24 protein-coding genes are annotated in these 24,081 nt (G+C 54.7%); 11 read left to right on the forward strand and 13 right to left on the reverse strand.

Annotated elements, in window-relative coordinates; genetic code table 11:
• The first annotated feature begins 169 nt into the window (after positions 1–169).
• Positions 170–805 (forward strand): helix-turn-helix domain-containing protein, encoded by a 636-nt coding sequence (locus WM46_RS07675; protein WP_102601908.1) that lies wholly within the window; start codon positions 170–172, stop codon positions 803–805.
• An 88-nt stretch (positions 806–893) separates the two neighbouring features.
• Here the strand turns inward: WM46_RS07675 and WM46_RS07680 are convergent, their stop codons facing one another.
• Positions 894–2,159 (reverse strand): fimbrial protein, encoded by a 1,266-nt coding sequence (locus WM46_RS07680; RefSeq protein WP_187394465.1) that lies wholly within the window; start codon positions 2,157–2,159, stop codon positions 894–896.
• 411 nt (positions 2,160–2,570) lie between these two features.
• On the opposite strand from WM46_RS07680, the gene WM46_RS07685 reads away from it, so the two are divergent.
• Positions 2,571–2,876 carry a monooxygenase gene (locus WM46_RS07685; protein WP_061077382.1) on the forward strand — a complete coding sequence of 102 codons (306 nt, stop codon included), beginning with the start codon at positions 2,571–2,573 and terminating at the stop codon, positions 2,874–2,876.
• A 36-nt stretch (positions 2,877–2,912) separates the two neighbouring features.
• Here WM46_RS07685 and WM46_RS07690 read toward each other — a convergent pair whose 3' ends face one another.
• Entirely contained in the window at positions 2,913–3,710 is a 798-nt protein-coding gene (locus WM46_RS07690; RefSeq protein ID WP_102601910.1) for an MBL fold metallo-hydrolase, read from the reverse strand.
• Between the two features lie 168 nt (positions 3,711–3,878).
• Between WM46_RS07690 and WM46_RS07695 the strand changes: the two genes are divergently transcribed.
• On the forward strand, positions 3,879–5,489 hold the full coding sequence (locus tag WM46_RS07695) for an FAD-NAD(P)-binding protein (protein WP_102601911.1): 1,611 nt from the start codon (positions 3,879–3,881) through the stop codon (positions 5,487–5,489).
• An 83-nt stretch (positions 5,490–5,572) separates the two neighbouring features.
• Positions 5,573–5,713, forward strand: a complete 141-nt coding sequence (locus WM46_RS07700) for a hypothetical protein (RefSeq protein WP_090050030.1) — start codon at positions 5,573–5,575, stop codon at positions 5,711–5,713.
• 119 nt (positions 5,714–5,832) lie between these two features.
• Here the strand turns inward: WM46_RS07700 and WM46_RS07705 are convergent, their stop codons facing one another.
• Positions 5,833–6,024, reverse strand: a complete 192-nt coding sequence (locus WM46_RS07705) for a hypothetical protein (protein ID WP_061077379.1) — start codon at positions 6,022–6,024, stop codon at positions 5,833–5,835.
• 232 nt (positions 6,025–6,256) lie between these two features.
• Between WM46_RS07705 and WM46_RS07710 the strand changes: the two genes are divergently transcribed.
• The 4 genes from WM46_RS07710 to WM46_RS07725 are packed head-to-tail and all read left to right on the forward strand — an operon-like array spanning position 6,257 to position 9,356.
• Positions 6,257–7,090, forward strand: a complete 834-nt coding sequence (locus tag WM46_RS07710; protein ID WP_102601912.1) for an ABC transporter substrate-binding protein — start codon at positions 6,257–6,259, stop codon at positions 7,088–7,090.
• Between the two features lies 1 nt (position 7,091).
• Positions 7,092–7,910 (forward strand): amino acid ABC transporter ATP-binding protein, encoded by an 819-nt coding sequence (locus tag WM46_RS07715; RefSeq protein WP_102601913.1) that lies wholly within the window; start codon positions 7,092–7,094, stop codon positions 7,908–7,910.
• Complete coding sequence (locus WM46_RS07720) at positions 7,907–8,689, forward strand: amino acid ABC transporter permease (RefSeq protein WP_187394499.1); 783 nt, start codon at positions 7,907–7,909, stop codon at positions 8,687–8,689. Before WM46_RS07715 ends, WM46_RS07720 begins: the two co-directional genes overlap by 4 nt.
• Positions 8,679–9,356: an amino acid ABC transporter permease gene (locus WM46_RS07725; RefSeq protein ID WP_102601915.1), complete on the forward strand. Its 678-nt coding sequence runs from the start codon at positions 8,679–8,681 to the stop codon at positions 9,354–9,356. The genes WM46_RS07720 and WM46_RS07725 overlap by 11 nt, the downstream gene beginning before the upstream one ends.
• A gap of 4 nt (positions 9,357–9,360) precedes the next feature.
• On the opposite strand, the gene ydhT is transcribed toward WM46_RS07725, so the two are convergent.
• From ydhT to ttrS, 9 genes are all read right to left on the reverse strand, one after another.
• Positions 9,361–10,170, reverse strand: coding sequence for a protein YdhT (ydhT, locus tag WM46_RS07730; protein ID WP_102601916.1), 810 nt, complete (start codon positions 10,168–10,170; stop codon positions 9,361–9,363).
• Positions 10,171–10,173: 3 nt separating this feature from the next.
• The gene (gene phsC / locus WM46_RS07735) at positions 10,174–10,959 is read right to left on the reverse strand and encodes a thiosulfate reductase cytochrome B subunit (protein WP_061077373.1); all 786 of its coding nucleotides are present in this window, start codon (positions 10,957–10,959) and stop codon (positions 10,174–10,176) included.
• Complete coding sequence (locus WM46_RS07740; protein ID WP_102601917.1) at positions 10,956–11,624, reverse strand: 4Fe-4S dicluster domain-containing protein; 669 nt, start codon at positions 11,622–11,624, stop codon at positions 10,956–10,958. The genes phsC and WM46_RS07740 overlap by 4 nt, the downstream gene beginning before the upstream one ends.
• A 50-nt stretch (positions 11,625–11,674) precedes the next feature.
• The gene (locus WM46_RS07745; RefSeq protein ID WP_061077372.1) at positions 11,675–12,325 is read right to left on the reverse strand and encodes a YdhW family putative oxidoreductase system protein; all 651 of its coding nucleotides are present in this window, start codon (positions 12,323–12,325) and stop codon (positions 11,675–11,677) included.
• A 10-nt stretch (positions 12,326–12,335) separates the two neighbouring features.
• Complete coding sequence (locus WM46_RS07750; protein WP_102601918.1) at positions 12,336–14,438, reverse strand: aldehyde ferredoxin oxidoreductase; 2,103 nt, start codon at positions 14,436–14,438, stop codon at positions 12,336–12,338.
• A 20-nt stretch (positions 14,439–14,458) separates the two neighbouring features.
• Positions 14,459–15,085 carry a ferredoxin-like protein gene (locus WM46_RS07755; protein WP_102601919.1) on the reverse strand — a complete coding sequence of 209 codons (627 nt, stop codon included), beginning with the start codon at positions 15,083–15,085 and terminating at the stop codon, positions 14,459–14,461.
• Positions 15,086–15,532: 447 nt separating this feature from the next.
• A complete protein-coding gene (gene fumD, locus WM46_RS07760; protein WP_012905644.1) occupies positions 15,533–15,742 on the reverse strand; it encodes a fumarate hydratase FumD in 210 nt (69 codons plus the stop codon).
• A 93-nt stretch (positions 15,743–15,835) separates the two neighbouring features.
• Positions 15,836–16,438: a tetrathionate respiration response regulator TtrR gene (gene ttrR / locus WM46_RS07765; protein WP_102601920.1), complete on the reverse strand. Its 603-nt coding sequence runs from the start codon at positions 16,436–16,438 to the stop codon at positions 15,836–15,838.
• Positions 16,413–18,185: a tetrathionate respiration histidine kinase TtrS gene (gene ttrS / locus WM46_RS07770; RefSeq protein WP_102601921.1), complete on the reverse strand. Its 1,773-nt coding sequence runs from the start codon at positions 18,183–18,185 to the stop codon at positions 16,413–16,415. Before ttrS ends, ttrR begins: the two co-directional genes overlap by 26 nt.
• 179 nt (positions 18,186–18,364) lie before the next feature.
• Here ttrS and ttrB point away from each other — a divergent pair, with 179 nt between their 5' ends.
• Genes ttrB through ttrA form a run of 3 tightly spaced genes read left to right on the forward strand, consistent with a single transcriptional unit; the run spans position 18,365 to position 23,179 of the window.
• Positions 18,365–19,093: a tetrathionate reductase subunit TtrB gene (ttrB, locus tag WM46_RS07775; RefSeq protein ID WP_102601922.1), complete on the forward strand. Its 729-nt coding sequence runs from the start codon at positions 18,365–18,367 to the stop codon at positions 19,091–19,093.
• A complete protein-coding gene (gene ttrC / locus WM46_RS07780) occupies positions 19,093–20,115 on the forward strand; it encodes a tetrathionate reductase subunit TtrC (RefSeq protein ID WP_102601923.1) in 1,023 nt (340 codons plus the stop codon). Before ttrB ends, ttrC begins: the two co-directional genes overlap by 1 nt.
• Entirely contained in the window at positions 20,108–23,179 is a 3,072-nt protein-coding gene (gene ttrA, locus WM46_RS07785) for a tetrathionate reductase subunit TtrA (RefSeq protein WP_102601924.1), read from the forward strand. The genes ttrC and ttrA overlap by 8 nt, the downstream gene beginning before the upstream one ends.
• A 69-nt stretch (positions 23,180–23,248) precedes the next feature.
• Here ttrA and WM46_RS07790 read toward each other — a convergent pair whose 3' ends face one another.
• Entirely contained in the window at positions 23,249–24,061 is an 813-nt protein-coding gene (locus WM46_RS07790; protein WP_102601925.1) for a MetQ/NlpA family ABC transporter substrate-binding protein, read from the reverse strand.
• Positions 24,062–24,081: the final 20 nt, after the last annotated feature.

Below are 24,081 nucleotides of genomic sequence, written 5' to 3' on the forward strand. Positions count from 1 at the left end.
ACACTGTTCAACAGTCTGAAATGTTATATAATTGCTTACTCAGGAACCGCGTCCATGACGCAGTACCGAATGTTGATACACATAACCGTTAGCATGGAAGCGATTTATCTTTGGTAAGCTATCGTTAATCCATTGATTTTAATCAATAGTACTTATCTCTGAGGTTATAATGAGTAGTTTGCTCTCAGGCATACGCGAGACAAAGCCCACACAAGAAATCCTGGATATCTTCAATGCTTTGAAAGATAAAGTTAAATTCCGGACTGGCGAAAAAAATAAGCGCATTTTATTAACCGTTGACGGGAAACGGCAGGTTTTTCTTCTGGCGCATGGTTACTGTAATTTCGTTCGGCAGTGGGACCGACGGACTGTGATGACATTACATGCTCCACTTGTGGTGGGCTTTGGTATGCCGACTGACAAAGAGAGCCATTTACACGTTCAGGCCATTGATGTCATTGAGTATGCCTTGCTCCCTGCTGATCTTTTCGAACAGTACATTACTGAATTTAATCTCTGGAAACAGTTGGCCACGCTCGCGACGTGGGGGTTACAAGCCCATAATGTGTATAACAAAGCGCTGGCGATTAACGATAACTTCAAGATTGCATTACTGTTATTGAATGAACTTAATCATGAACCCGAATTTGTCCGTCATAACACAACGGCACTGGCCTATATTCAGGACAGAACGCTGCTGTCCCGCAGCTGGATCATGCACTTTCTTGCCGAGTTAAAAAATGCAGGGCACATTGAGCTTCAACGAGGCATTCTGACTAAAATCAATGAATTACCCATTCATTGATTCTATTCCTGTCTTACTGGCGTGGGGGGAAGTCTTCGCTTCCCTTTCCCATTGACCACTCTGCATTGATTCGGCGTCTTATCTGTTTTTACTCATAGCTTGCCATAACCTCGACAGCACCATGCACTGGCCCGGCAGAAAAATCCCCTGCGGTCCGAACAAATCGTGCCGCCATGTTAATCACATTATCCTGTGAAGAGGAGGCGTTGCTGCCATAGTTATAGGGTCCATTGCTGAAATTACTGTTCAGCGTTGAGATATTCGTCGCCTCACCTAATTTAACCGGATTTATCGGTGTGCTTTGTTGCTCTCCCGCCTTCCCCCATGCCAGTTGTATCCCGACCCCTTCGGCACCCCCACTGTCAACGGACATAACGCCATTCTCTTTATCCACTATCGGGGTGTACGGGAGGATCTCAATTTTGACAGTATTATTTTTTGTGTTGTTACCACTTTTACTGCCATTTTCGACATCGTAATTATCCGTTGCATTATGAACCGAGCCGCCATAACCATACGCGGTCGGACAATTGAGAGAAAAACTGGCGTCAACCCACGGCGCGTTATTCAGATCGGCAGTAGAAAGCGCTCCCATGTCGACAACTTGAGCTGGATTGGTGAGCTGACAGGTTCCGGAGATAAACTGGGCGCTGCCGATCAGTGTTCGCTGAAAATAAAGGCAGGTACGGTCATCAAGACGGTCTTCAGGACATGTCCCTATGGTATTCCCACCGTTTGCCTGTACAACCATATCGAAATCAGGGCCGGTAAAATTAATCGCATTAGTTTGATATGTAAACTCAGGGGTTTTCCAGACCCTTATTGTCACCCACATATCAACGTTATAGCCTGGCAATGAACTGTATAGCACATCGATTGTCGGCCAGGCTGGCATGGTTTTTTTATTGGCTGAGGTCGCACTGTTAAATGAGACGCCAATTCCCTTTACAGTCGTCGGATAAATAGTATAGCCGCTATAGGTATACACTTTACCTGCTGGGATATTATTAATAGTATAACCAATACTCGCCGCCCCACCGGAACAATTTGATCTTAAACGCCCACTCCCACCGGGAATACTGGTATCGACAGTATATAACAACGCAAATAGTCCGGAGTCACTGCCAGCATTACCGGTATTGGGCGCGGTAATATTTATCCCCGAATGTGGAATAGTATAATCCCCCCCACATCCGAAGTCCCGGAACAAGTCAATGCAGCCGCGTTGGCCTGCGAAGATAACGCTGCCATAAAAAGCAATATTGCGCAAAACAAACAAAATTGATTTTTCATTACAGCAAAAAAAAGAGAACCTGAATGACCAGAAGATGAGAAATAAAAACCACGATGACAACCGTTTCGTTGCCAGTTATTCTGCCACATTATTGACACACCCGAGACAACTGAAATATTATTTATTCTATCGTTGAAAAACCTCGTAGTTTCAGGAATATATTTTTTATTTCATCCATAATTGGACTACTTACTTGTTCAATGAACTGTAACACTAAAAAAACAATAAATATCAAGACATTAAATCTCTTTACATCTCCACACCTTCAGAATGCTCCCCGCCACACTCGCTGACAGTCTGGTACACACGTTGGCACAGCCCGATTCACTCATCGCTTGCCATCATCTCCACCGCAGCATGAATAGGGTCTGGGCCCCTGATTCTGGTACAATCCCATACATAGTGTCAGGGAGAAGCGTCCAGTTCATTGTCACTGTGAATTATCATTACGTCGTTGAATGGAGAATGGATATGCCGAAATTATTACAACTTCACTTCGCTTTTACTGGCCCATTTGGCGCAGAAATGGCAGAACAGTTGCGTGGTCTGGCGGAGTCGATTAACCAGGAGCCGGGATTTATCTGGAAGGTGTGGACGGAGAGTGAGCAAAACAAGGAAGCGGGAGGGATCTATCTTTTCGCAAACGAGGAGACCGCACTGGCTTATCTGGATAAACATACCGCGCGTTTAAAAAACCTTGGCGTTGACAACGTCATTGCGAAAGTGTTTGACGTGAATATTCCGTTGAGCGAAATCAACAACGCCAGAGTGGGTTAATGATGTCGCTGAGGGGGATTTTCCCCCTCAGCAGGTTCAACGAGACATCAGGCTGGAGAGATATTTTTCCCCCGAGCGTTGCACGATTTGACTGGCTCTGTGGGTAATATTCTGCCCTTCAAACGCCCCGTACAGACTGGAAAACGTCACCGTGTTTAGCCGCTGTATGATCCCACTGACGGTTTTCGATGACAGCGGCAACATGTTCGGATAGCTCCACATAAACGAAACCGCGTCAGCACCGGGAGTGACCTGTAAGATATCTCCGGCGAGGATCGTCCCTTCCCCCTCCTCCAGATACAGCACCGTTCCTCCCGCAAAATGGCCGCCCAGACGCAATAATGTGACGCCTGGAAGCACATTGTGTTCTTCCCCTTCCCATAGCCGAATCCAGGGGCTGTCACGCATGATCCAGGCCCTGTCAGCCGCATGCAGCCAGACGGGAGCATCAAACGCCTCCGCCCAGTCCTGCATTGTGGTGTAGTAATGAGGATGCGAAATCGCGATGGCGCTCAATCCCCCCATTGCACGGATGAGCGTTCGGGTTGCCTGATCCAGATTCGCAACGCAGTCCCAAAGAATATTTCCCACTGGCGTTCTGAGCAGAAACGCCCGCTGGTTTATAGCAAAGGAAGGAACGGTTTTCAGACTGAAAAGTTGCGGCGTATGCTGCTGCCACTTGTTGGTATGGCTGGCGATGAGCTCATCAAAGTCGATCCACGCCTGCCCGGAAACCGGGACATATTGCCGCTCATCGTCACAGATTTTACAACGTTCAACGTTGCCGCGGCGGTTATCGTACGAGGTGCCACAGGCTTTACACAGCGTTATCATCGTCACTCCTGTCCTCACAGTAAAACACCGTTAAGTATGGCAGAGGACACAGCGCTTCAGGCTCGTAACGCCGTTTCAGACCAAAACATCCGAACCTTTCTCATCTACACTGACATGATGTCACCGACGTATCGGCGGCAAAATAACAATAACAGGACGGACAGGGACATGAAAAAAATCGCGATTATCGGGGCTGGCCCGACAGGCGTTTATACCTTTTTCTCATTACTAAAAGAGGCGCAGCCACTGGAGATCGCCGTTTTTGAACGCGGAAACCGGGCCGGAATTGGTATGCCTTATACCCATTCTGAAAATAGTCCAATGATGTTGGCAAATATTGCCAGTATCGAGGTTCCACCTCTTTTTGACACCTGGCTTGAGTGGTTGCAGGCCCAGGAAGAGCAATACCTTACTCAGTATGGCGTTAAGAAGGAAACGCTGCACCAGCGTCAGTTTCTGCCACGCATTTTATTGGGCGACTATTTTCGCGCGCAGTTTTTGCAGGCCGTCCACCACGCAGAAAGTCGAGGATTTAAGGTGATATTGTACGAGTCCTGTGAAGTCACGGATGTCGCAGCGGCGCCCACTGGCGTACAACTCTGGACCGATCAACACACGGTGCCGCTGCATGTCGACCTGGCGGTGATCGCCACGGGACACGTCTGGCCGGACGATGACGAATCCACGCACGCATTTTATCCCAGCCCCTGGTCCGGCTTGATGGACGCTGACGTGCCAGCCGCCAGAGTCGGTATTCTTGGAACCTCACTGAGCGGTCTGGATGCCGCAATGGCGGTTGCAGTACAGCATGGAACGTTTCACGAAACGGAGGATCATCAGGTCAATTTCTCTCTGAATAAGAACAGTGAAGCGCTGGAAATTACGCTGATGTCCCGTTCCGGCATATTGCCGGAAGCCGACTTCTACTGCCCTATTCCCTATGAACCGCTGGAGTACGTTACCGGGGAGGTCATCCAGCGCGAAATCACTGCCGGTTCAACGGGGCTCCTCGATCGCGTTTTTAGCCTCATGCAACAAGAACTCGCGGTAGCTGACCCGAAATGGGCCGTGCAAATAACGCTCTCCTCACTGGATGCGGATAGCTTTCCCGTAGCGGTGTTTGCCGACAGAGCGCACAGCGATCCGTTCGAATGGGCTGCCGCAAATCTGCAAGAGGTCGACGAGAATAAGCGTAACAAACGCACCGTTGCCTGGCGCTATACCTTACTGCGTCTACATGAAGGCGTTCAGGATATCGTTGCCCATCTGGATGAAAAAGATAGTAAACGGTTCAGTTCGGGACTTGCCCGCGTGTTTATTGATAATTATGCGGCGATCCCGTCAGAGTCAGTTCGCCGAATGCTGGCGTTGCACGCAGCCGGTATTCTGCGCATTCTCACGCTGGGACAGGATTACGGGAAGGTGATTAAAGCGGATCGGACTGAGATTACGACACACAACGATCGCCTGTCATTTGACGTATTCATCGATGCGCGCGGCCAAAAACCTCTGAAGACAGCGGATTTGCCGTTCCCGCGATTACGCCAGCAATTACTGTCATGTGGAGATGCGATTCCGGATGTTGGCGATGACTATACGCTTCAGGCGCCAGAGAGTGTTCGCGGACGAATTGCCTTTGGCGCATTGCCCTTTTTAATGCATGATCGGCCCTTTATCCAGGGGCTCGTCGCCTGCCAGGAGATTGGCGACGCGATGGCCAGGGCTGTATCAAAACCGGCTTCCCGTCTGCGCAGACGTTTATCGCTTTACGATCGGTAACGCCGCACGCATTGTGGATGCATCCAGATCCCCATTTGTCCTATACTTGTCGGAAGTCAAAAACGAGCGAAGAAAGGTGCACGATGGAAATTGATCTCGATAATCTGGTCTTTAACGGACTGGAAGAAGCGCAGGAACGTAACGCAGAACGTCTGGACGATGCGGACAAAAAAGCGGAATCGGTGATTGCCGATGATGACTGCGGCGACGCCTGCAAAATCTGATTTGTTTCAACCCGCCGCGCAGAACCGCGCGGCGGGTCCATAAGCCTCTTTTTAGTTCCTCATGATTCCCGCGGTAATTGCAGATTTCATTCCAGTACACCTCGCGCATCCGACGGTGTTCAGCGTGTTGTTTGATCACGAAACCACTCCGGGTCAATGTTAGCAATGTCCACGCCGTACAGGCTGGCGACAGGAAGAATGGACTCCACAACGCGCTGCAGGTTGACCTCTGCACCGGGCTGTCGGGTCGGCTCTGGCGTGATGGCAACGCGCGCCCAAAGACGCGCCATCTGCATTTTTACCTTCTCCATCTCCGGCTCCTCTGTTTTGTCAGGTGCTTTTCATTGCAGCGTAAACGGCGCAAAAAATGAAATGCGAATTCTGCGCACCGTTATCTGTTTTTGTTCGTTAGTAACCCTTCGTTAACACACTGTTCACTAATAACTTTTTGCATATAAATAAGACTTTTTTCTTCTTTTGCAGCGGGTTCGGGTTGTGGGAGCGTAAAAGGACAAACCAATAATTCCAGGGATATCAAAGAAAATGATGGCAACGAAAATACAGAGCACAAAAGAAACGATTCTCGCCCTTGGCGTCATACTCGCCACGAGTTTCATTAGCATTCAGGCGCAGGCCGATCAACTTGCCGATATCAAGGCCGCAGGCGTGATCAAGGTTGCGACGTTTGACGCTAACCCGCCATTTGGCTCCGTCGACGCGAAAACCCATCAGATCGTCGGTTACGATGTTGATTTCGCCCAGGCGCTGGCGACGTCACTGGGTGTGAAACTGGAACTGGTCGCCACGAATCCCGCTAACCGTATTCCGCTGCTGCAATCGGGGAAAGCCGATCTGATCGTCGCTGATATTACGATCACCCCCGAGCGCGCTCAGGTTATCGACTTCTCCGTGCCCTACTTTGTCACCGGTCAGCAGTTCCTGGTGCCTGCCTCGTCACCCGATAAACTGGATGAATACAGCCGCGCGCGCATTGGCGCAGTGAAAGGCACCACCGGCGAGCAGGCGTTACATCAGCGGTTCCCGCAATCCCGCGTGCTGGCCTATGACGATATCCCGCTGGCGTTAACCGCCCTGCGCAACGGCAACGTGCAGGCGATCACTCAGGACTCCACTATCCTGGCGGGTTTGCTCAGTGGCGCACCGGACAAAGCGCAGTTCAAAATCCTGCCGGATTTACTCAGCAAAGAGGAGATTGGCGTGGGCGTGAAGAAAGGCGAGCCGGCGTTGTTGAAAGCGGTTAACGATGAATTACTGCGACTCGAATCCAGTGGGCAGGCAGGCAAAATTTATGATGTCTGGTTTGGCCCGGAAACGAAAAATCCGCAGCCGCGCGCCTTTAAAATTGAGGCCAGATAAGATGCTGGCTGGTTTATTCACCCCTTGTACAGCCGGATCTGCGGATTTCCACCCGTTACGCCAGGCGCGAGTCGAATTACGCGACGTGGTGAAAGCGTACGGCGATCACCTGGTACTCAACGGCGTCAGTCTCACCGTCGAACCCGGTGAAGTCGTGACAATTCTTGGTCCCTCGGGATCGGGGAAATCGACCCTGATTCGCCTGATAAACCAACTGGAATCATTGAGTGGCGGCGACATCTTTATTGATGACAAACCGGTCGGTCAACTTAAGGGGGCCGCGCTGCGACAACTGCGCAGCCGCATTGGTTTTGTATTCCAGCAGTTCAATTTATATGCCCATCTGACGGCGCAGCAAAATATCACCCTCGCGCTGGAGTACGTCCACGGCTGGAACAGAACCGACGCCACACAGCGCGCCTATGCTCTGCTGGAGAAGGTCGGGCTGGAAGAGAAAGCGGGAGCTTATCCGGCACAGCTTTCCGGCGGTCAACAGCAGCGGGTGGCGATTGCCCGCGCGCTGGCCTCTTCGCCGCAAATTATCCTGTTTGATGAGCCCACCTCTGCGCTCGATCCGGAAATGATCGGTGAGGTGTTACAGGTCATGAAACGTCTGGCGCACAGCGGTATTACGATGATTGTGGTCACCCACGAGATGCACTTTGCCCGTGAAATCGCCGACCGGGTGGTGTTTATCGACGGCGGCGATATTCTCGAAATCGCCTCCCCGGAGGCCTTTTTTACCCGGCCGCAGCACCCGCGAACCCAGCGTTTTCTGCAAAAGGTGCTGGATCCGCTGCATCAGGAGTTATCACGATAATGCCGTCAATGGACTGGCAGGGGGTGCTCACCGGCCTGCCCCTGCAATGGATCCTCTCCGGATTTCTCACCACGCTGTGGGTCAGCGCCGCAGGCATTTTCCTCGCCACACTGCTGGCCATTTTTCTGTTAGCCCTTCGTCTTTCCGGCCATTGCGCGGGCCGTCGCCTGGTGGCAGGCTGGGTATCGCTGTTTCGTAACACCCCGTTACTGGTCCAATTGCTGTTCTGGTATTTCGCTGGCTGGAACCTGCTGCCGCGCGGTTTCGTTGCTTTTGTCAACGCAGAGCATGGCTGGTCAATCCTGCCCGGTAATGTCTGGTGGCTGACACCCGAGTTTCTTTGCTCAGCGTGGGGACTCGGCGTGTTTACCTCGGCGTTCCTGGTCGAAGAAGTCGCCTCCGGGCTACAGGCGGTCTCCGCCGGACAACGCGAAGCCGCAATCTCGCAGGGATTTTCCTCATGGCAGACCTTCCGCCATATCCTGCTGCCGCAGGGACTAACCAATGCCTGGCAACCGGTGGTGGGGCAATATCTCAACCTGATGAAACTGTCGTCATTAGCCAGCGGTATTGGCTTTGCGGAACTGACCTATCAGGTACGCCAGATTGAAAGCTACAACGCCCATGCGCTGGAGGCTTTTGCCGTGGGCACCGCGCTTTATCTGTTCACCGGCGTGGCGCTCGGTCTGCTGCTGACCCATCTGGGGCCTGCTCCCCGACAGGAGAAAAAGCCGCAAACCCGCCGGTTTCGGTTCAGGAGTCCCCAGCATGATCGCTAATATTGCGGTGATAACCGACAATCTGGATTATCTCCTGTGGGGACGCATGGCCGACGGTCAACCCGGCGGCGTGCTGTTGACCCTGATGATGGTGCTGGGTGCGGCAGTGCTGGCCTTACCTGCCGGTATTGCCCTTGCCGCTCTCGCCTGGCGCTTTCCGGGCGTCATCCGTAAGGGATTGTTCATCTGGGCAGAGCTCATACGCGGGATACCGCTGATCTTCGTTATTTTCTGGATGTGGTATCTGCTACCCATGCTTACCGGCAGCGATCTCCCCGGAGCGTCAACCGTGACGCTGGCGCTGGCCTGGTTTACAGCCGCGTCGGTCATGCATTCAGTGTACGCGGGACTCAACGCGCTACCCGCCGGACAGTATGATGCGGCAATGGCACAGGGTTTCAGTCCTGTTCAGGCATTAAGAGGGGTTCTGCTACCGCAGGTGTTACGCCATATCTTGCCCTCCCTGACCGGGATATGCATTGGTCTGCTGAAGGACACCTCGCTGGCGTTTATCGTCAACGTGCCGGAACTGACGACGGTGGCGGGACAGGTTAACAGCCGGGAACAGATTTACCCGGCGGCTATCTTCATCTTTACGGGCCTGGTCTACTATCTGCTTTGCTACGGGCTGGAGAAAGCGACCCGGCGACGGTTTGCGCTTCGTTGAACGATCAGCACTCAACAAACTGGTGCGCGTCGTCGAGTCGGTATTTCACGCCGGCGCGGATCCCCGCTTCACCTTCAACCGCGACGGCGAAACGCATGCGTTCACCGTCGTGATACGCCAGCGCCGCGCAGCCGCCCGGCCCCAGTACGATGGAATCCACAACCCCGGTACTGGCAACGATCGCGTTGTCGCCGTTGCAGATGATATGCACATTATCACCGCTGTTGGCGATTTTCGCATTTGCGCCAAAGCTCACTATCTGGCTCAGGTCGCCGTTACTGGCGACATGGTTTCTTTCACCCAGCGAGCTCACCCGCACACGCATCCCACTGCTGGCGATCCGCGTTCCGTTACCGGCGCTGCTGATTCGCGTCGAGTTTCCTGCGGCAGCCAGCCGCGCGCGATCCCCGGAACTGCTGATATGGCTGTTATAGCCAACGCTGCCAATGTGCACGCAGTAGCCCGCACTGGCAATTTGTGACGCATAGCCTGCGCTGGCGATCTTCATGTTATCACCCGCACAACCCAGATTCGCGTTATCGCCCGCGTTCGCCACCTGCTGATCGCCCATTGAGGCATCCGGCTGCGCCAGTCGCGACATGGCGGAGATATCCTGACGGGCGAAATTTTCTTCATCCAGCCAGCGCGACCAGGCGTATTCCACCAGGCTGTTCGCCCAGTCAAGATAACCTTCGCGACTCAACGCCCGATGCACATCGGCGTAGTTGCCGCCCTCAGGGAAACGGCGCAGAAACCAGCGGTATATCAACGCACCAACCCGCCAGTTGCGTAAATCCTCTCGCGTGATCAGCATACGTTAATGCCGGTGATAACCGTCGACCATGCAGCGGAACGTCTCGCCAGGCGTGCGGCCCGTAGTGCACAGGTAGAGGTGACCAAAAATAAAGAACAGGCTGATGATTGCCAGCGCGAAATGCGCCTGCAGCAACCAGTAGCGCACGCCGGGGAATACGTCGCCCACGACCTGCGGATAGAGCGCCAACAATCCGCTCAGCAGCAGCAACGGCAACAATCCGTACATCACGCCGACATAGGCCGCCTGCTGTAACGGATTAAACTTCGAACGCGGCGTTGCCGGGAACGGATGCGCTTCCCCCTGCATAATGCCAAACAGATAGAAACGGGTCTGTTTCATCGCTCGCGCCACCCAGCCCTGGGGACGGATAATATAATGATGACCGTTCCCGCCCAACGCATTGATCAGCACGAAACCGACCCAGCACGCCAGCAGCAAAAATCCGCAGACTTCGTGCACCGTCAGCAGACTTTTGATCACCGCTGCGCTAACCAGCGAGAAATGGTTGATAAGCCCGCTGCCGAGCAGGAGCAGAAACAGCAAGGCATTCGACCAGTGCCACAGGCGTACCGCACGAGAATACAGGTAAACCTTCTCACCATGCCCGGCGGCGGCCTTGTTGGCCGCGCGAAAGCGAAGCCAGGCGTGTAACCCCAGCACCAGCCACATCGCCACCAGCAGAAGTCCGGCGATCACCAGCCAGACGGGCCAATACTCGGGGGAAAAGACCGGCACATAGTTTGCCAGTTGGGCCTGGAACTGTTCAGCAGTCTGCGACGCGTTCATACATTATCCTTTTTAATCAAATGTTGACCGAACCGACGATACAGATGGGGCTTGCCCGCGCCCGGAAGCTGGTACTGGTAATAGTTATTTTCCTGTAGCCAACGCTGGATGTCCGGGCTGTCCTCGCATCCAAACAGCAGCGCATGTTCCGGGCAGGAGGTCACGCAGATGGGCGGAAAGCCTTTTGCCAGCCGGGACTGGGCGCAAAAATCGCATTTGTCTGCTACTTTGGTTTGCGGATTCAGGTAGCGCACCTGATAGGGACACGCGCCGATACAGTAACTACAGCCGATGCAGCGCGAACTGTCGACGCGAACGATCCCGTTCTCATCGCGCCACGACGCACCGGTCGGGCAAACTTCAATGCAGGGCGCATCATCGCAGTGCTGACAGGACTGACGGAAGTAGTGATACAGCGTCTCGGTGTCATTATCTGAAACGGGAATATGCGCAATCGACAGGCGACTTCCCTGCGCGGGAACATGATTCGTTTTGCGACAGGCGCGGGTACAGAGGTTACAACCATTACATCGCGATTCATCATGGATCATGACGTAACGAACGGGGCCGCTGGCGGTTGTCTTCGCCAGCAGCGTCTGGCCGGGTCCGCTGAAGAAAATGACCGTACCCATGCCAAGCACAAATTTTCGTCGAGTGAAGGACATCTTGTTATCCTCTAATGCTGTGGTCGCGCTCGTCCACGCTTTCCATGAATTCAGGGATTCTGAAACTGCTCAACTTCCAGCCATTCGCACAAACCGTATGCTTTGCCGTAACTCATAAAACGTTCGCTGAATAAATACGGCACGTCGTTCGACGACGAGACCGGGCGAATATCGGCATAGTCGGGATGCGTTTCAATCGCGGCCAGCGCGGCATCTATCTGCTCAGGCGCGAAACCGTAAGGCGATTGTTCCAGCATGGCGACCTTGTACGGACGCGGATAGGTCTGACAGTCAAAGCGCACCGCCAGTGCGATTGCCCGACAGATATCCTTTTCCACCACCTGAACGCACATGTCGGCATAGTTGGCGGTCATGGTCTGGGTTGAGTAGTAATATTCATCCTGAGAGCCCTGCACCCGGGCGATATCCTCGCCGGCGAGCCCCTCTCTGAGCGTTTCCAGTAGCGGTGTGAGCGCCGCCTCTTCCACCGAGTACGGCGGCTGCAAGAACCGTTCTCGCGCGACAAGCTGGCCGCTCGCCGAATGCTGGCGGATGAAATCCGCCATAATCTCTGCGGGGCTTTCTGTCGCTGCCTGTTCATCCGCGCAGGCTACCGGTTCATGTCGCCCCTGTAACCACTGCCGCTTTTCGAGATCGACATCCGGCGCGGCAAGCTGACTCACATCCTCTGGTTGGCTCATGTTTTCTTCCTTACGCCGGCAACAGATTCTGCGCGGCCAGGTCATCGGCGACATCTTCCAGGCCGAGTCGATTCAACGTCTCACGCGTCGGGCAGCCCAATTCAGGGTGCCAGCCCATCTCTTTATAAAACAGCGTCAGGGATTCACGCATGTCGTCGCGATCCATCTTGTCGGTGCCTTCGCTAAAGACCGGAATCTTCGGATCCTTATCAAACACCCACGAGCAGATCAGATCGTGCGCATTGCGCATATCGTTGGTCCGCATCAGTTTCACCGTGTAGGCGCGATGTAGCGTGAAGATGCGTTCTGCGGCTAAATCGAGACTGGCCTGAGTGGTTTCATCACCGGTTACGGCCTGGAAGAATTTGGCTTCCAGATCGAGATCCCCGCGATAGTTGCGGCTTTTCAGCGGCGACACGGTCATCGGCCAGACCCAGTTACACAGCGTAACGGCGTTATGCAAGCACACTTTCAGCAGCGTCCATTTGGCATATTTAATTTTTGCCGCGTTGATGGGTGTGTAATTTTTGGTTTCATCGTAGGCGTCTGGTGAGCCAAACAGTTCCGCGGCCACTTCCCGCTGAAGTGTTAAGGGCAAACCCGAGCCGATGAAATTGATGTGGGTGTGGGTCATACAGTCGCGGTTGAACATGCAGTTGGTGATGGCCCCCACCTGCGCCGAGGCCTCGTTGGCGTGGTGAACCGGAAAACCAAACGGCGACCACAGTTTGTTTTTTTCGTACGCCCAGTATTCATCACCCAACTGCCATCGCTCGGCAATGGCATACGACCCATCCGCCAGATGGCTAAGTTCACCCACGCGATGCGCCAGACGATAATAGAAATCCTTGATGAAATTCGGATCGCCCGCTTCCAGTTGATCCCAGCGGATCTGGGCATACTCTTCCGCCGGCAGGACGCGTTTAAACACCCCTTTGCTGTAGCAATACGTAAAGTCGCGGTGCAACTGACCGTAGTTACACCAGATGCCGTAGTCGTCAAACAGATTCAGCCCCACCAGGTTGCCAATGACGCGGCCATCGTCTTTGTCTTCAAAGTCCTTCGGGCCGTTCGGGAAAATAGTGGTATGGACGAAGTTCGCCACGCAGGTATTCCCGCCGGTGCTCGGCACGCCAAAGTCCTTCACGCGAGGAATGTTCATCTGCGTCATGCAGCGAATCGGACAGGAATGGCAGCCGCTCATTTTCACCGTGTATTTTTCTGCTGCCGGGCCTAAATCGAAGACTGATTTGTAGGTCCTGAAACCGACGGTGTTCTGATTACCCGGCGGGATCTCGCCGGTCTCGATCGGCCCACCTTCCGCCGCGCCCCAGAACAACCCTTTGCGTGCGGTCCAGCGCGACGCGGGCGAGGAATATTCCGCCCATGCCTGCGGCGTGCTGGGCACAACATGGTTATTATTCGCGCCAATCAGTTCCGTCATCATGTAATCATTCAACCGCTTCATCTCTTTGCGATCGGCAATATTGACGCCTTTGGTCCCTTCCACGGCGATGGCTTTCAGATTTTTCGAGCCCATTACCGCGCCGGTCCCTGCGCCACCGCTGTGGTTGCGGCTGTTGAGCATGCAGGAGAGCGGCACGAGGTTTTCACCCGCCTGACCAATCGCCGCCACGCAGGTTTCTGGTGACGTCATTCGGCAAATTTCTTCCGTGGTAGCACGGGTGCCTTTCCCCCACAGGAAATCGGCTTTTTCGAGAGTGACCTTGTCGTCTTTAATATTGAGCCAGACCGGGGATGCCGCCTTGCCTTCAATGATGATGGCGTCATAGCCGGCAAATTTCATTTGCGCCGCAAAAAAACCGCCCATATGCGCATCGACAACCAGATTGCCTTTTGTGAATGTGGAGAGCGACGTGATATTAACGCGAGAACTGCACGGAGCGCCGGATCCGGTAAGCGGCCCCGTCGCAAAAACTAATTTATTGCCTTCATCAAAGGGTTTAGTGCCAGCGGGAACTTCGTCGTACATAATTTTGTAGCCGAACCCCATACCGCCGACAAATTTTTTAAATTTACTGGAATCTTCAAGGGTAATATCGCCTGTTGTAAGATTGACCCGTAAAATATTACCTGTCCAACCGTTAGCCATAATGTTTTCCTTTGCAAGACTCAAACAGTAATATCTTTCCACTCGATGATTTTTAATGCCCCGGTCGGGCAGGCACTGGCGCACTCACCGCATAAAACACATTTTGCCGATTTCTTCGTTTCAGTATTGACGGTGGCCATCATCCAGGGACATGCGGTGGTACAGGCGCTGCAACCGATACAGCGTCGGTGATCAACGGCAATGCAACCGTCTTCCCGGTTCCAGGTAATCGCCCCAATGGGACAGACCTTCATGCACTGCGGATCTTTGCACTGACGACAGGTGTCCGGGGTGTAGTTCAGATCGCCATACAGGCCGCCGCCAGACCCAATCCCCTTGTCGCCAAAGAAATAATGCCGGTGAATTTTAATGCGGGAAAAGAAGGTGCCGACTGCGCCATCATTGTAATTGGTACAGGAAATTTCACAGCGATGGCAACCGGTACAGCGGGCGCGTTGGGTCACCAGCACCCCTTTCGGCGTGGAGATCAACCCCACGGTGCCGCTATCGATATCTTCTTGCTTACAGCCAAAAAGCGACAGTAACGCGGGCGCAATGGTTAACCCTGCCAGGCCTTTTCCCGATATACGCAGGAATTCCAGCCGCGTTAAGCCAGTATCTAATAATGGACGATCAACCTGGTTCATTTATTTTGCATCCTCTTCGCAAACGCAGTGCCGACAACACGTCCCAGGCTGATGCTAATTATGCTGAAACAGAGCCTCTGATGTTGCCTCCCACAGCTGAAGTTCTGCCATAACCGGATTGCATAAATAACGCAATTTAACGCAAATAAACTAATCCTTTAGGGTTAGGCGAAATAAATAATGGGAGTTATTGATAGGTATAACTTTGATCGTCATCAATTAAAAACGGGAAGAGAAATATTAAATGCGTAGTGATATTTATTATCATAAAGACAGTGAAATGCTGTTCCGCCAGATTACAAATAAATGTGAAATTGTTCCCAACTATAAATTAAAAAGCGGTCGTAATATATTTAATAATATAGCGGGTTAGCCGATAGCGGTAATATTGTTCCCTGAATAATTCGAGTGGCAGGAAATAAGGGATGAGTCCATCCCTCGTTGCGGTTAGCCGGCCAGCGCTTTGATTACGGTTTCCATCGCCTGCTTTTCAAGGTCGCTACGCTGAATACGCTGGTTCGCCAGCGCGGTTCGTAGTACCCCGGCAATCACGATATGTTTGGGTTCCTGTCCCAGATCGCGCATTTCCAGCACCACTTTGCCAACCACTCTGCACATCTCACGGTACAGTTCATCGTCTTTTGTCAGGTTTCCCATTATTGTCTCTCATTGCAGGTCCAGTTAAACAGCATATATCAGACTGGAGGGGATGACAAAAAACAAAGAAAATCAAATAAATAAATCACGGTACTATTCAACGATACGCGTTTCTTTCAATTGTTGCCATTTGTTGACCAGCTCCGCCAGATTTGCCGCCTGCATTTTTTCCATCACCCTGGCGCGATGCACTTCTACCGTGCGTACCGCGATGTTCATCACCTGCGCGATCTCGCGGTTCATCAGTCCCTTAACGACGAAGCCAGCTAACTCACGTTCTTTTACCGTGAGTCCCCGGTAACAGGTGGCGATCTGTTGGCGGGCAACGGCCTGTTCCGAAACCACCAGCGCACGCTCCAGCGCTGTTTGCAACGGTCTGGCGCTGACCGGTTTTTGCAGGAAGTCTACCGCACCGAGTTTCATCTGCTCGACGGCCATCGGCACGTCGCCATGTCCGGTAAGAAACACCACCGCCAGCGTACTTTCGCGCTGGCGCAACACCTCATGGACATGCTTACCGTCCATGACCGGCATCCGCATATCCAGCAACAGTACGCCCGTCTGATACAACTCAGCCTGCTCAAGAAAAACAGCCCCTTCTTCCCAGCACGTAACCGGGTAGCCCAGACTCTCCAGCAGAAAAGCGCAGGCATCGGTGACCGCCACATCATCATCCAGTAAATGAATTATCGTCATTGCCGCTCCGCACCTCCTGTTGAGTAAAATCCAGTACAACCGCCACGCCAGGCTGCCCGTCGGGCGCGGTCTGATTTCGCAGGTTAATCTCCCCCTGACCGTAACGCACCAGCCGCTGACAAATCACCAGCCCCAGTCCCATCCCCTCTTTCCGACTGGTCTTGAAGGGCTGAAAAGCTTGATGCAGTAAAGCCTCGTCAATACCGCCGCCATTATCCTGCAACATCATGCGTACGCCCGGTGTCGACGCTGAGGCATCGATCCACAGCGTGGTAGCGCCCGCCTGCGCCGCGTTGAGGATCAGATTAGCCAGCACCTGCTCCAGCAAAACCGGCGGCAGCAAAATCGTCAACGCGCGATCGATATTGCTGTGTAACGTTAACGTCGGGAACTGCTGTGCCATGCGCAACAGTTGCCAGACATGTTGAACCGCCTCGTGAATGCTGATGTTCTCCCACTCTTCCGTGCGGATCGGACTTCCCTGTGCCTGACTCACCCAGCGCCGCAGATTTCGCAGCGTCTCGGCCCCACGCTGCGCCTGCCGATCAATATGCTCAAGCGCTGGCAGTAACGCGTGCGCCGGATCCTGCGACTGCAGGCGAATCAGACTACCCTGCGCGTAATGGCGAATTGCCGACAGCGGTTGGTTCAGTTCGTGCGCGAATCCGGAGGTCATTTCGCCGAGGACGCTCATCTGCCTGGCCGTTTCCAGCGCCTGCTCCTGCTGGCGCAACTGGACGCCGTTGCGTTCAAGTTGTTTACCACGACGCCGAACCAGTAGCATCACCCAGACGTAGTTCAGGGTTAGCAACAGCAGGATCAGTGCGGTCCCGACCATCAGCCACTGATGCTGTATCAGCCAGCTTTTCACATCCAGCCATAAGCGTCGCTGCTGTGGATGTTGCTGCACGTCGCGCAGTAGCGCCTCCACCTGGCTGGTCGACGCCGGTGCCCCCCAGTGGAACGCGGCGGTGTCAGGCGCAGCCAGCAGCGCGCGGGTGACGCGATCGGCCAACGCATCATTGACTACTGGCAACGCGGCGAACGACCAGTCAGGATAGAGTGGCGTACTGGCTAAACAGTCAATATTTCCGGGACGGTTGAGCACCGCGACAAAATCAGTTTTATCAACCAGTCCCTCTTCGTCCATTTTTTCCAGCAGGCAGACCGGAACAATCACCGCCTGCACTGCGTTTTCACGGAGTAAATAAAGAAGCGCATCGGCTGGAAAACCGCTAAAACGCAGATTGAGGTCGCGCTCCGGGCGCAGACCGGCGTCGCTCAACGCTTTATATCCCAGCAGGTAGCCGCCGAACGCCTGGGGATCGATAGCCCCCACCGTTTTACCGATCAGATCATGTGCGCCGGTGATACCGCTGTCGCGCCGGGTAAGGATCGCACTGCCGATGACGTTACCCGTGCCGCGCGCAGAACGCAGAGACGCCAGCCAGCGCAGCGGTGAATGGCTGTTCAGTTGCACAAACTGCGCCGGGTTGGTCACCACAAATTGCACGGTTCCGTTGTTCACCGCCGCCTGCATCTGGTGCAAATCCAGCGGCTGGATATGGAACTGTTCTCCGGGAATTTGCTGATTAAGCTGCGTTTCCAGCGCCTGCCAGTGGTTACGGGTGGAGACCTCGCCACGCATCGCCAGAATCCCGATATTCCATGAGCCCGCCAGCGCTGCGCCGCTGAACATTAAGGCCGACGCCAGCAGCATCAGGCCCTTCACCATTTTACCTCTCACACCCTTATCCCCGTTGATTATGTTGTTTTAGATCAACAACCCGCCGGGTATGTGGTTAACCACAATAGAGCTGCCCCCGCCACGATTTTTACACTGTAAATCATCGACATTCTTTATTCATCACACGCAACCCAACGGCGTGACAAATGTTTCGTTGTTGCCTTGAGACGGGAGAAAAAATGGACAGCAGTAAACGGCAGTTTCTCCAGCAACTGGGCGTCCTGACGGCAGGCGCGTCGCTGGTTCCACTGGCGCAGGCGAAATTTTCTTTTTCACCTGAACGCCACGGCGGTTCCACACAGCAGCGTTACGCGATGCTTGTCGATCTGCGCCGCTGCATCGGCTGTCAGGCCTGCACCGTCAGTTGTGCGATTGAAAACCAGACGCCGCAGGGCGAGTTCCGTACCCATGTGAATCAGTATCAGGTCCAGGTGGCGGATGAGGTGACCAATGTGCTGTTACCGCGTCTGTGCAACCACTGCGACAATCCGCCCTGCGTGCCGGTTTGTCCGGTGCAGGCCACGTTTCAACGCGAGGACGGCATCGTGGTGGTCGATAACACCCGCTGCGTCGGTTGCGCCTACTGCGTGCAGGCCTGCCCCTACGACGCGCGATTTATCAATCATGAGACACAGACCGCCGATAAATGCACGTTTTGCGTCCATCGACTGGAGGCCGGACTGCTCCCCGCCTGCGTGGAGTCCTGCGTGGGCGGCGCGCGCATCATCGGCGATATCCGCGATCCGCAGAGTCGAATTTCGCAATTAATCCACACCCATCACGACGCCATTAAGGTGTTGAAACCGGAAAACAACACCGCGCCCCATGTCTTCTATCTGGGACTGGACGAGGCATTTGTCACCCCGTTGATGGGTCGCGCACAACCCGCACTCTGGCAGGAGGTCTGATAATGCCACCCTTAATCATTGAAGAGGTGCTGACTCGTCCGCAGGCGGTGAGCTGGCTTCCCTGGGCAGTACAGTATTTCTTTTTCATCGGTATTGCCGCCTGTGGGGCGCTGTTTGGCGCCGTCCTGCACTGGCGGAAAAAGGATAATCCCACGCTGGAAAGCCTGACGCTGCTGATTGCTCTGACCTGCGCAATCACCGCGCCGCTGGCGCTGACCGCCGATCTCCACCAGACGGCCCGCGTCTGGCACTTTTATGCGTACCCCACGCCGTGGTCATGGATGCCGTGGGGCGCACTGTTTTTACCGCTGTTCACTGCGTTCCTCGGACTCTGGTTTCTGGCGCAGGTTTACAAGCAACTCACCGGAAAAAGTTACGCCGTCACAAAATGGTTCGCGTGTGCCAGCGCGCTGGCCGCGACAGGGTTGTTGCTCTATACCGGGCGGGAAGTGTCCGTCGTGCAGGCTCGCCCCGTCTGGTTCAGTTATGCCTTTGTGCTGGCGATGTTCCTGAGCGCGCTACAAACCTTTTTAGCGTTGTTAATCGTCGGGCTGCGCGATGATTTTCCGACGCAAAAGCGCCTCGCGCTCGGACAACTGCTGACACTGCTCGCCCTTGCCGTCGTCATCATTTTCTGGGTTAGCGGCAATACGCTTTTCGGTTCGGCAATCCGCCAGTGGCTGGCAATCTCTGCATCGGCGCGCCATTACGCCTCTGGCTGGCTGGTATTCTGGCTGATCGCATTACTGTTTGGCGTTATCGCCCTGCGCCGTCCGCTGCCATTGCCGCTGCGTAGCCTGCTGGCGCTGAGCGCGATGACGCTGTGCTGGCTCATGCGCTGGACGCTGCTGATTCAGGGGCAGACGCTGCCGAAATTCAACGCCCAGTTCAACCCGTACGCCCTGCCCGCCGGTACCGACGGTTGGCTTGCTATCCTCGGCACCTTCGGCTTGTGGATAGCGCTGCTCATTATTATTCGCGAAAGCGTGAACGGACTCGCAAGGAGACTGCAACATGGCTAATTTAACCCGTCGTCAGTGGCTCAAAGTCGGCCTGGCCGTCGGCGGTATGGCGACGTTCGCCCTCAGCTATCGTGACGTAGCGAAGCGCGCCATTGATGGCTTGATCAACGGCACCTCGGGTAAAATTACCCGCGACCACATCGTGGGTAACGCGCTGATCCCGGAAGCCAACGCTCACCCGCGCTGGCAGCAGAATGTGCAGCAAACCATCGCCATGACTCAGTGTTTCGGCTGCTGGACACAGTGCGGCGTCAGGGTTCGCGTTGATCAACAAACCAACCGGGTGCTACGTATTGCCGGCAACCCGTATCATCCGCTTTCTCATGAGCATCATATTGACGCGTCGGTGCCGTTCAGCACGGCGATGGCGCAACTGGCGGGCGAGAACGGTCTTGATGCTCGCTCGACGGCCTGTGCCAGGGGCGCGACGCAACTGGAAGGTCTGTACAGCCCGCTGCGTATTCTTGAGCCGATGAAACGCGTCGGTAAACGCGGCGAAGGCAAATGGCAGCGCATCAGCTTTGAGCAATTGATCAATGAAGTGGTGGAAGGCGGCGACCTGTTTGGCGAAGGTCACGTTGACGGCCTGCGCGCCATTCACGCCCCGTCGACCCCCATTGATCCGCAACATCCGGGTTTTGGTCCCAAATCCAATCAGCTTCTGGTCACCAACACCAGCGACGATGGGCGAGATACCTTTTTGCGTCGCTTTGCTCTGAACAGTTTCGGTAGCAAGAACTTTGGCGCGCATGGTTCCTATTGTGGACTGGCCTATCGCGCGGGTTCTGGCGCGCTGATGGGCGATCTCGATAAAAACACCCACGTAAAACCCGACTGGGATAACGTCGAGTTCGCGCTGTTTATGGGCACCTCGCCCGCACAGTCCGGCAACCCGTTTAAACGCCAGGCCAGACAGCTTTCCAGCGCACGCCTGCGCGATGATTTCAGCTATGTGGTTGTCGCCCCGGCGCTACCATTAACCACCGTGCTGGCTGACGATCACGGCCACTGGTTACCCGTGATCCCCGGCAGCGACTCTGCGCTGGCGATGGCAATGATCCGCTGGATTATCGAAAACCAACGCTACAACGCCGATTATCTGGCGCTGCCCGGCGCAAAGGCCATGCAACACGCTGAGGAGAAGAGCTGGACCAACGCCACGCATCTGGTGATCGCCGACGATCTTCCCGGACTGGCCGGACAGCACTTAACGCGTAGCCATCTGGATCCTTCCGCGACCAGTGACCCACTGGTCGTAAATGAGCACAACGAGCTGGTCCCCGCCAGTGATTGCCTGCGCGCCGCGCTGTTTGTCGCGCGCCAGGTGACGCTCGCCGATGGGCGTAGCGTGACAGTGAAAAGCAGCTTCCAGTGTCTGAAAGAATCGGCAGAGAAAATGACGCTCGCGCAGTACAGCGAGCAGTGTGGCGTGGCCGAGGACAAAATCATCGCGCTGGCGGATGCCTTTACCCGTCACGGACGTAAAGCGGCGGTCGTCACCCACGGCGGCATGATGGCAGGAAATGGTTTCTATAATGCGTGGGCGGTGATGATGCTCAACGCGCTGATCGGCAACCTCAGTCTGGAAGGCGGCGTCTTTGTCGGCAGCGGAAAATTCAACGGCGCAACTGACGGCCCACGCTACAACATGGCGAGTTTTCCGGGCAAGGTGAAGCCAAAAGGGCTGAGCATCGCGCGAAGCAAAACGGCGTATGAATCTTCCGAAGAGTACCGCGACAAGGTCGCCGCCGGGCGTTCCCCCTTCCCGGCCAACGCGCCGTGGTATCCGTTTGTCGCCGGTCAACTGACTGAGTTACTGAGTTCCGCGCTGGAGGGATATCCGTACCCGCTGAAGGCGTGGATCTCCAATATGACCAATCCCTTGTATGGTATACCCGGTCTGCGTGCGGTGGCCGAAGAAAAGCTGAAAGATCCGGCACGGTTGCCGCTGTTTATCGCCATCGACGCGTATATGAACGAGACCACCGCCCTTGCGGATTACATCGTGCCGGACACACATAACTTCGAAAGCTGGGGATTCAGCGCGCCGTGGGCAGGCGTCGCCAGTAAAGCCACCACCGCACGCTGGCCGATTGTTACCGCTGCCACCGCCACAACCGCCGACGGTCAGCCGGTTTCGATGGAGGCATTCTGCATCGCGGTGGCAAAGCAACTGAATCTGCCGGGATTTGGCGACAATGCGATTTCCGACAGCGCAGGGAACCATTACCCGCTCAACCGTGCAGAAGACTACTATCTGCGCGTCGCCGCCAATATCGCGTTTATGGGGAAAGCCCCGGTTGCCGAAGCGGTGACGGAAGACATTGAACTCACAGGCGTCCGCCGCATTATGCCTGTCATTCAGCAGACGCTGAAAGCGGAGGAAGTCCGTCGGGTAGCGTTTATCTATTCACGTGGCGGTCGGTTCGCGTCGGATAAGAGCGGTCGGGCCGAAAACCGGATCGGCAACGCGTGGGAAAAACCGCTGCAAATCTGGAATGCCGAGGTTGCCGCTCATCGTCATGCTATCACTGGCGAGCGCTACAGCGGCTGTCCGGCGTGGTATCCGGCGAGACTGTCTGACGGACGTTCGGTGGACGAACTGTTCCCGCTGGCACAGTGGCCGCTCAAGCTTATTTCGTTTAAGTCCAATACCATGGCCAGTGCGTCGGCGGTGATCCCCCGTTTGCACCACGTTAAGCCGGTCAATCTGGTAGCGCTGAATCCGCAGGATGGGCGGCGTTTCGGGCTGTCGCATGGCGACACGGTGCGGATCACCACGCCGGGGGGACAGGTTGAGGCGCAAATCAGTTTGCTGCACGGCGTAATGCCTGGGGTCATCGCGATCGAGCACGGCTATGGACACCGCGAGATGGGTGGCGCGCAGCACACGCTGGACGGTGAGCCGCTGCCGTTTGATGCGAAAGTGAAATCGGGGATTAACCTGAACGATCTGGGATTTGCCGATCCGACGAGAAAAGTGAGTAACACCTGGCTGGACTGGGTGTCCGGCGCCGCGGTCCGTCAGGGGCTGCCAGCGAGAATTGAGCGATTGCAACGCTAACGCGTTTTACCCGGCCTGCAGGACGTCACAGGCCGGGTAAGGCGGAGCCACCACCCGGCAAAAAGCGGATCAGTTATTCACCGGAATGACCGCGCCTTTGTATTTGGTACGGATCCAGTCCTGAATCTCTTTTGAATGCAGAACATCAACCAGCGCGACAATATCCTTTTTCTTCTCATCGCCGCGATGCACGGTAATGATGTTGGCATACGGGTTATTCTCACCACTTTCTACGGCGATCGGGTCGTGGACCGGATCCAGACCGGCGTCGATGGCGTAGTTGGCGTTAATCACCACCGCATCGCCTTCATCGTTGTTGTACATCTGCGGCAGCAGCGCGGCTTCCACGTTAGGCAGGAACTTCAGCTTCTTCGGGTTATCCACGATGTCGCTGATGCGTGCGGTCACTTTGTCCACGCCCGGCTTCAGTTTGATTACACCCTCTTTCTCGAAGATAGACAGAATACGCCCCTCTTCCGACACCGCATCACGCATGATAATTTTACCGCCTTCCGGCAGATCCTTCAGCGATTTAACCTTTTTCGAATAGATGCCGATAGGCTCAATGTGGATCGCACCCGCACTGACGAAATCGTAGGTTTTATCCCCGGCATGATCTTTCAGGACGCTGTTCAGATAGGGAATATGCTGGAAGTAGTTGGCGTCAATTTCGCGGCCCGCCAGCGCGGTGTTCGGCAGGATGTAGTCCTGGAACGGTTTAATCTCCAGATCGATCCCCTGTTTCGCCAGAATCGGTTTGGCCTGTTCGAGAATTTCAGCGTGCGGTACGTTGGACGCGCCCACGGTCAGCGTGTCAGCCCATGCGGCGAAGCTCAGGGCACTTAAGGTGGCTGCGGCGAGAAGTGTCAGTGATTTTTTCATGATAATGGTTTCCGTATTTT

The sequence above is a fragment of the Citrobacter freundii complex sp. CFNIH2 genome (assembly GCF_002880615.1).
Classification (GTDB): domain Bacteria; phylum Pseudomonadota; class Gammaproteobacteria; order Enterobacterales; family Enterobacteriaceae; genus Citrobacter_A; species Citrobacter_A amalonaticus_F.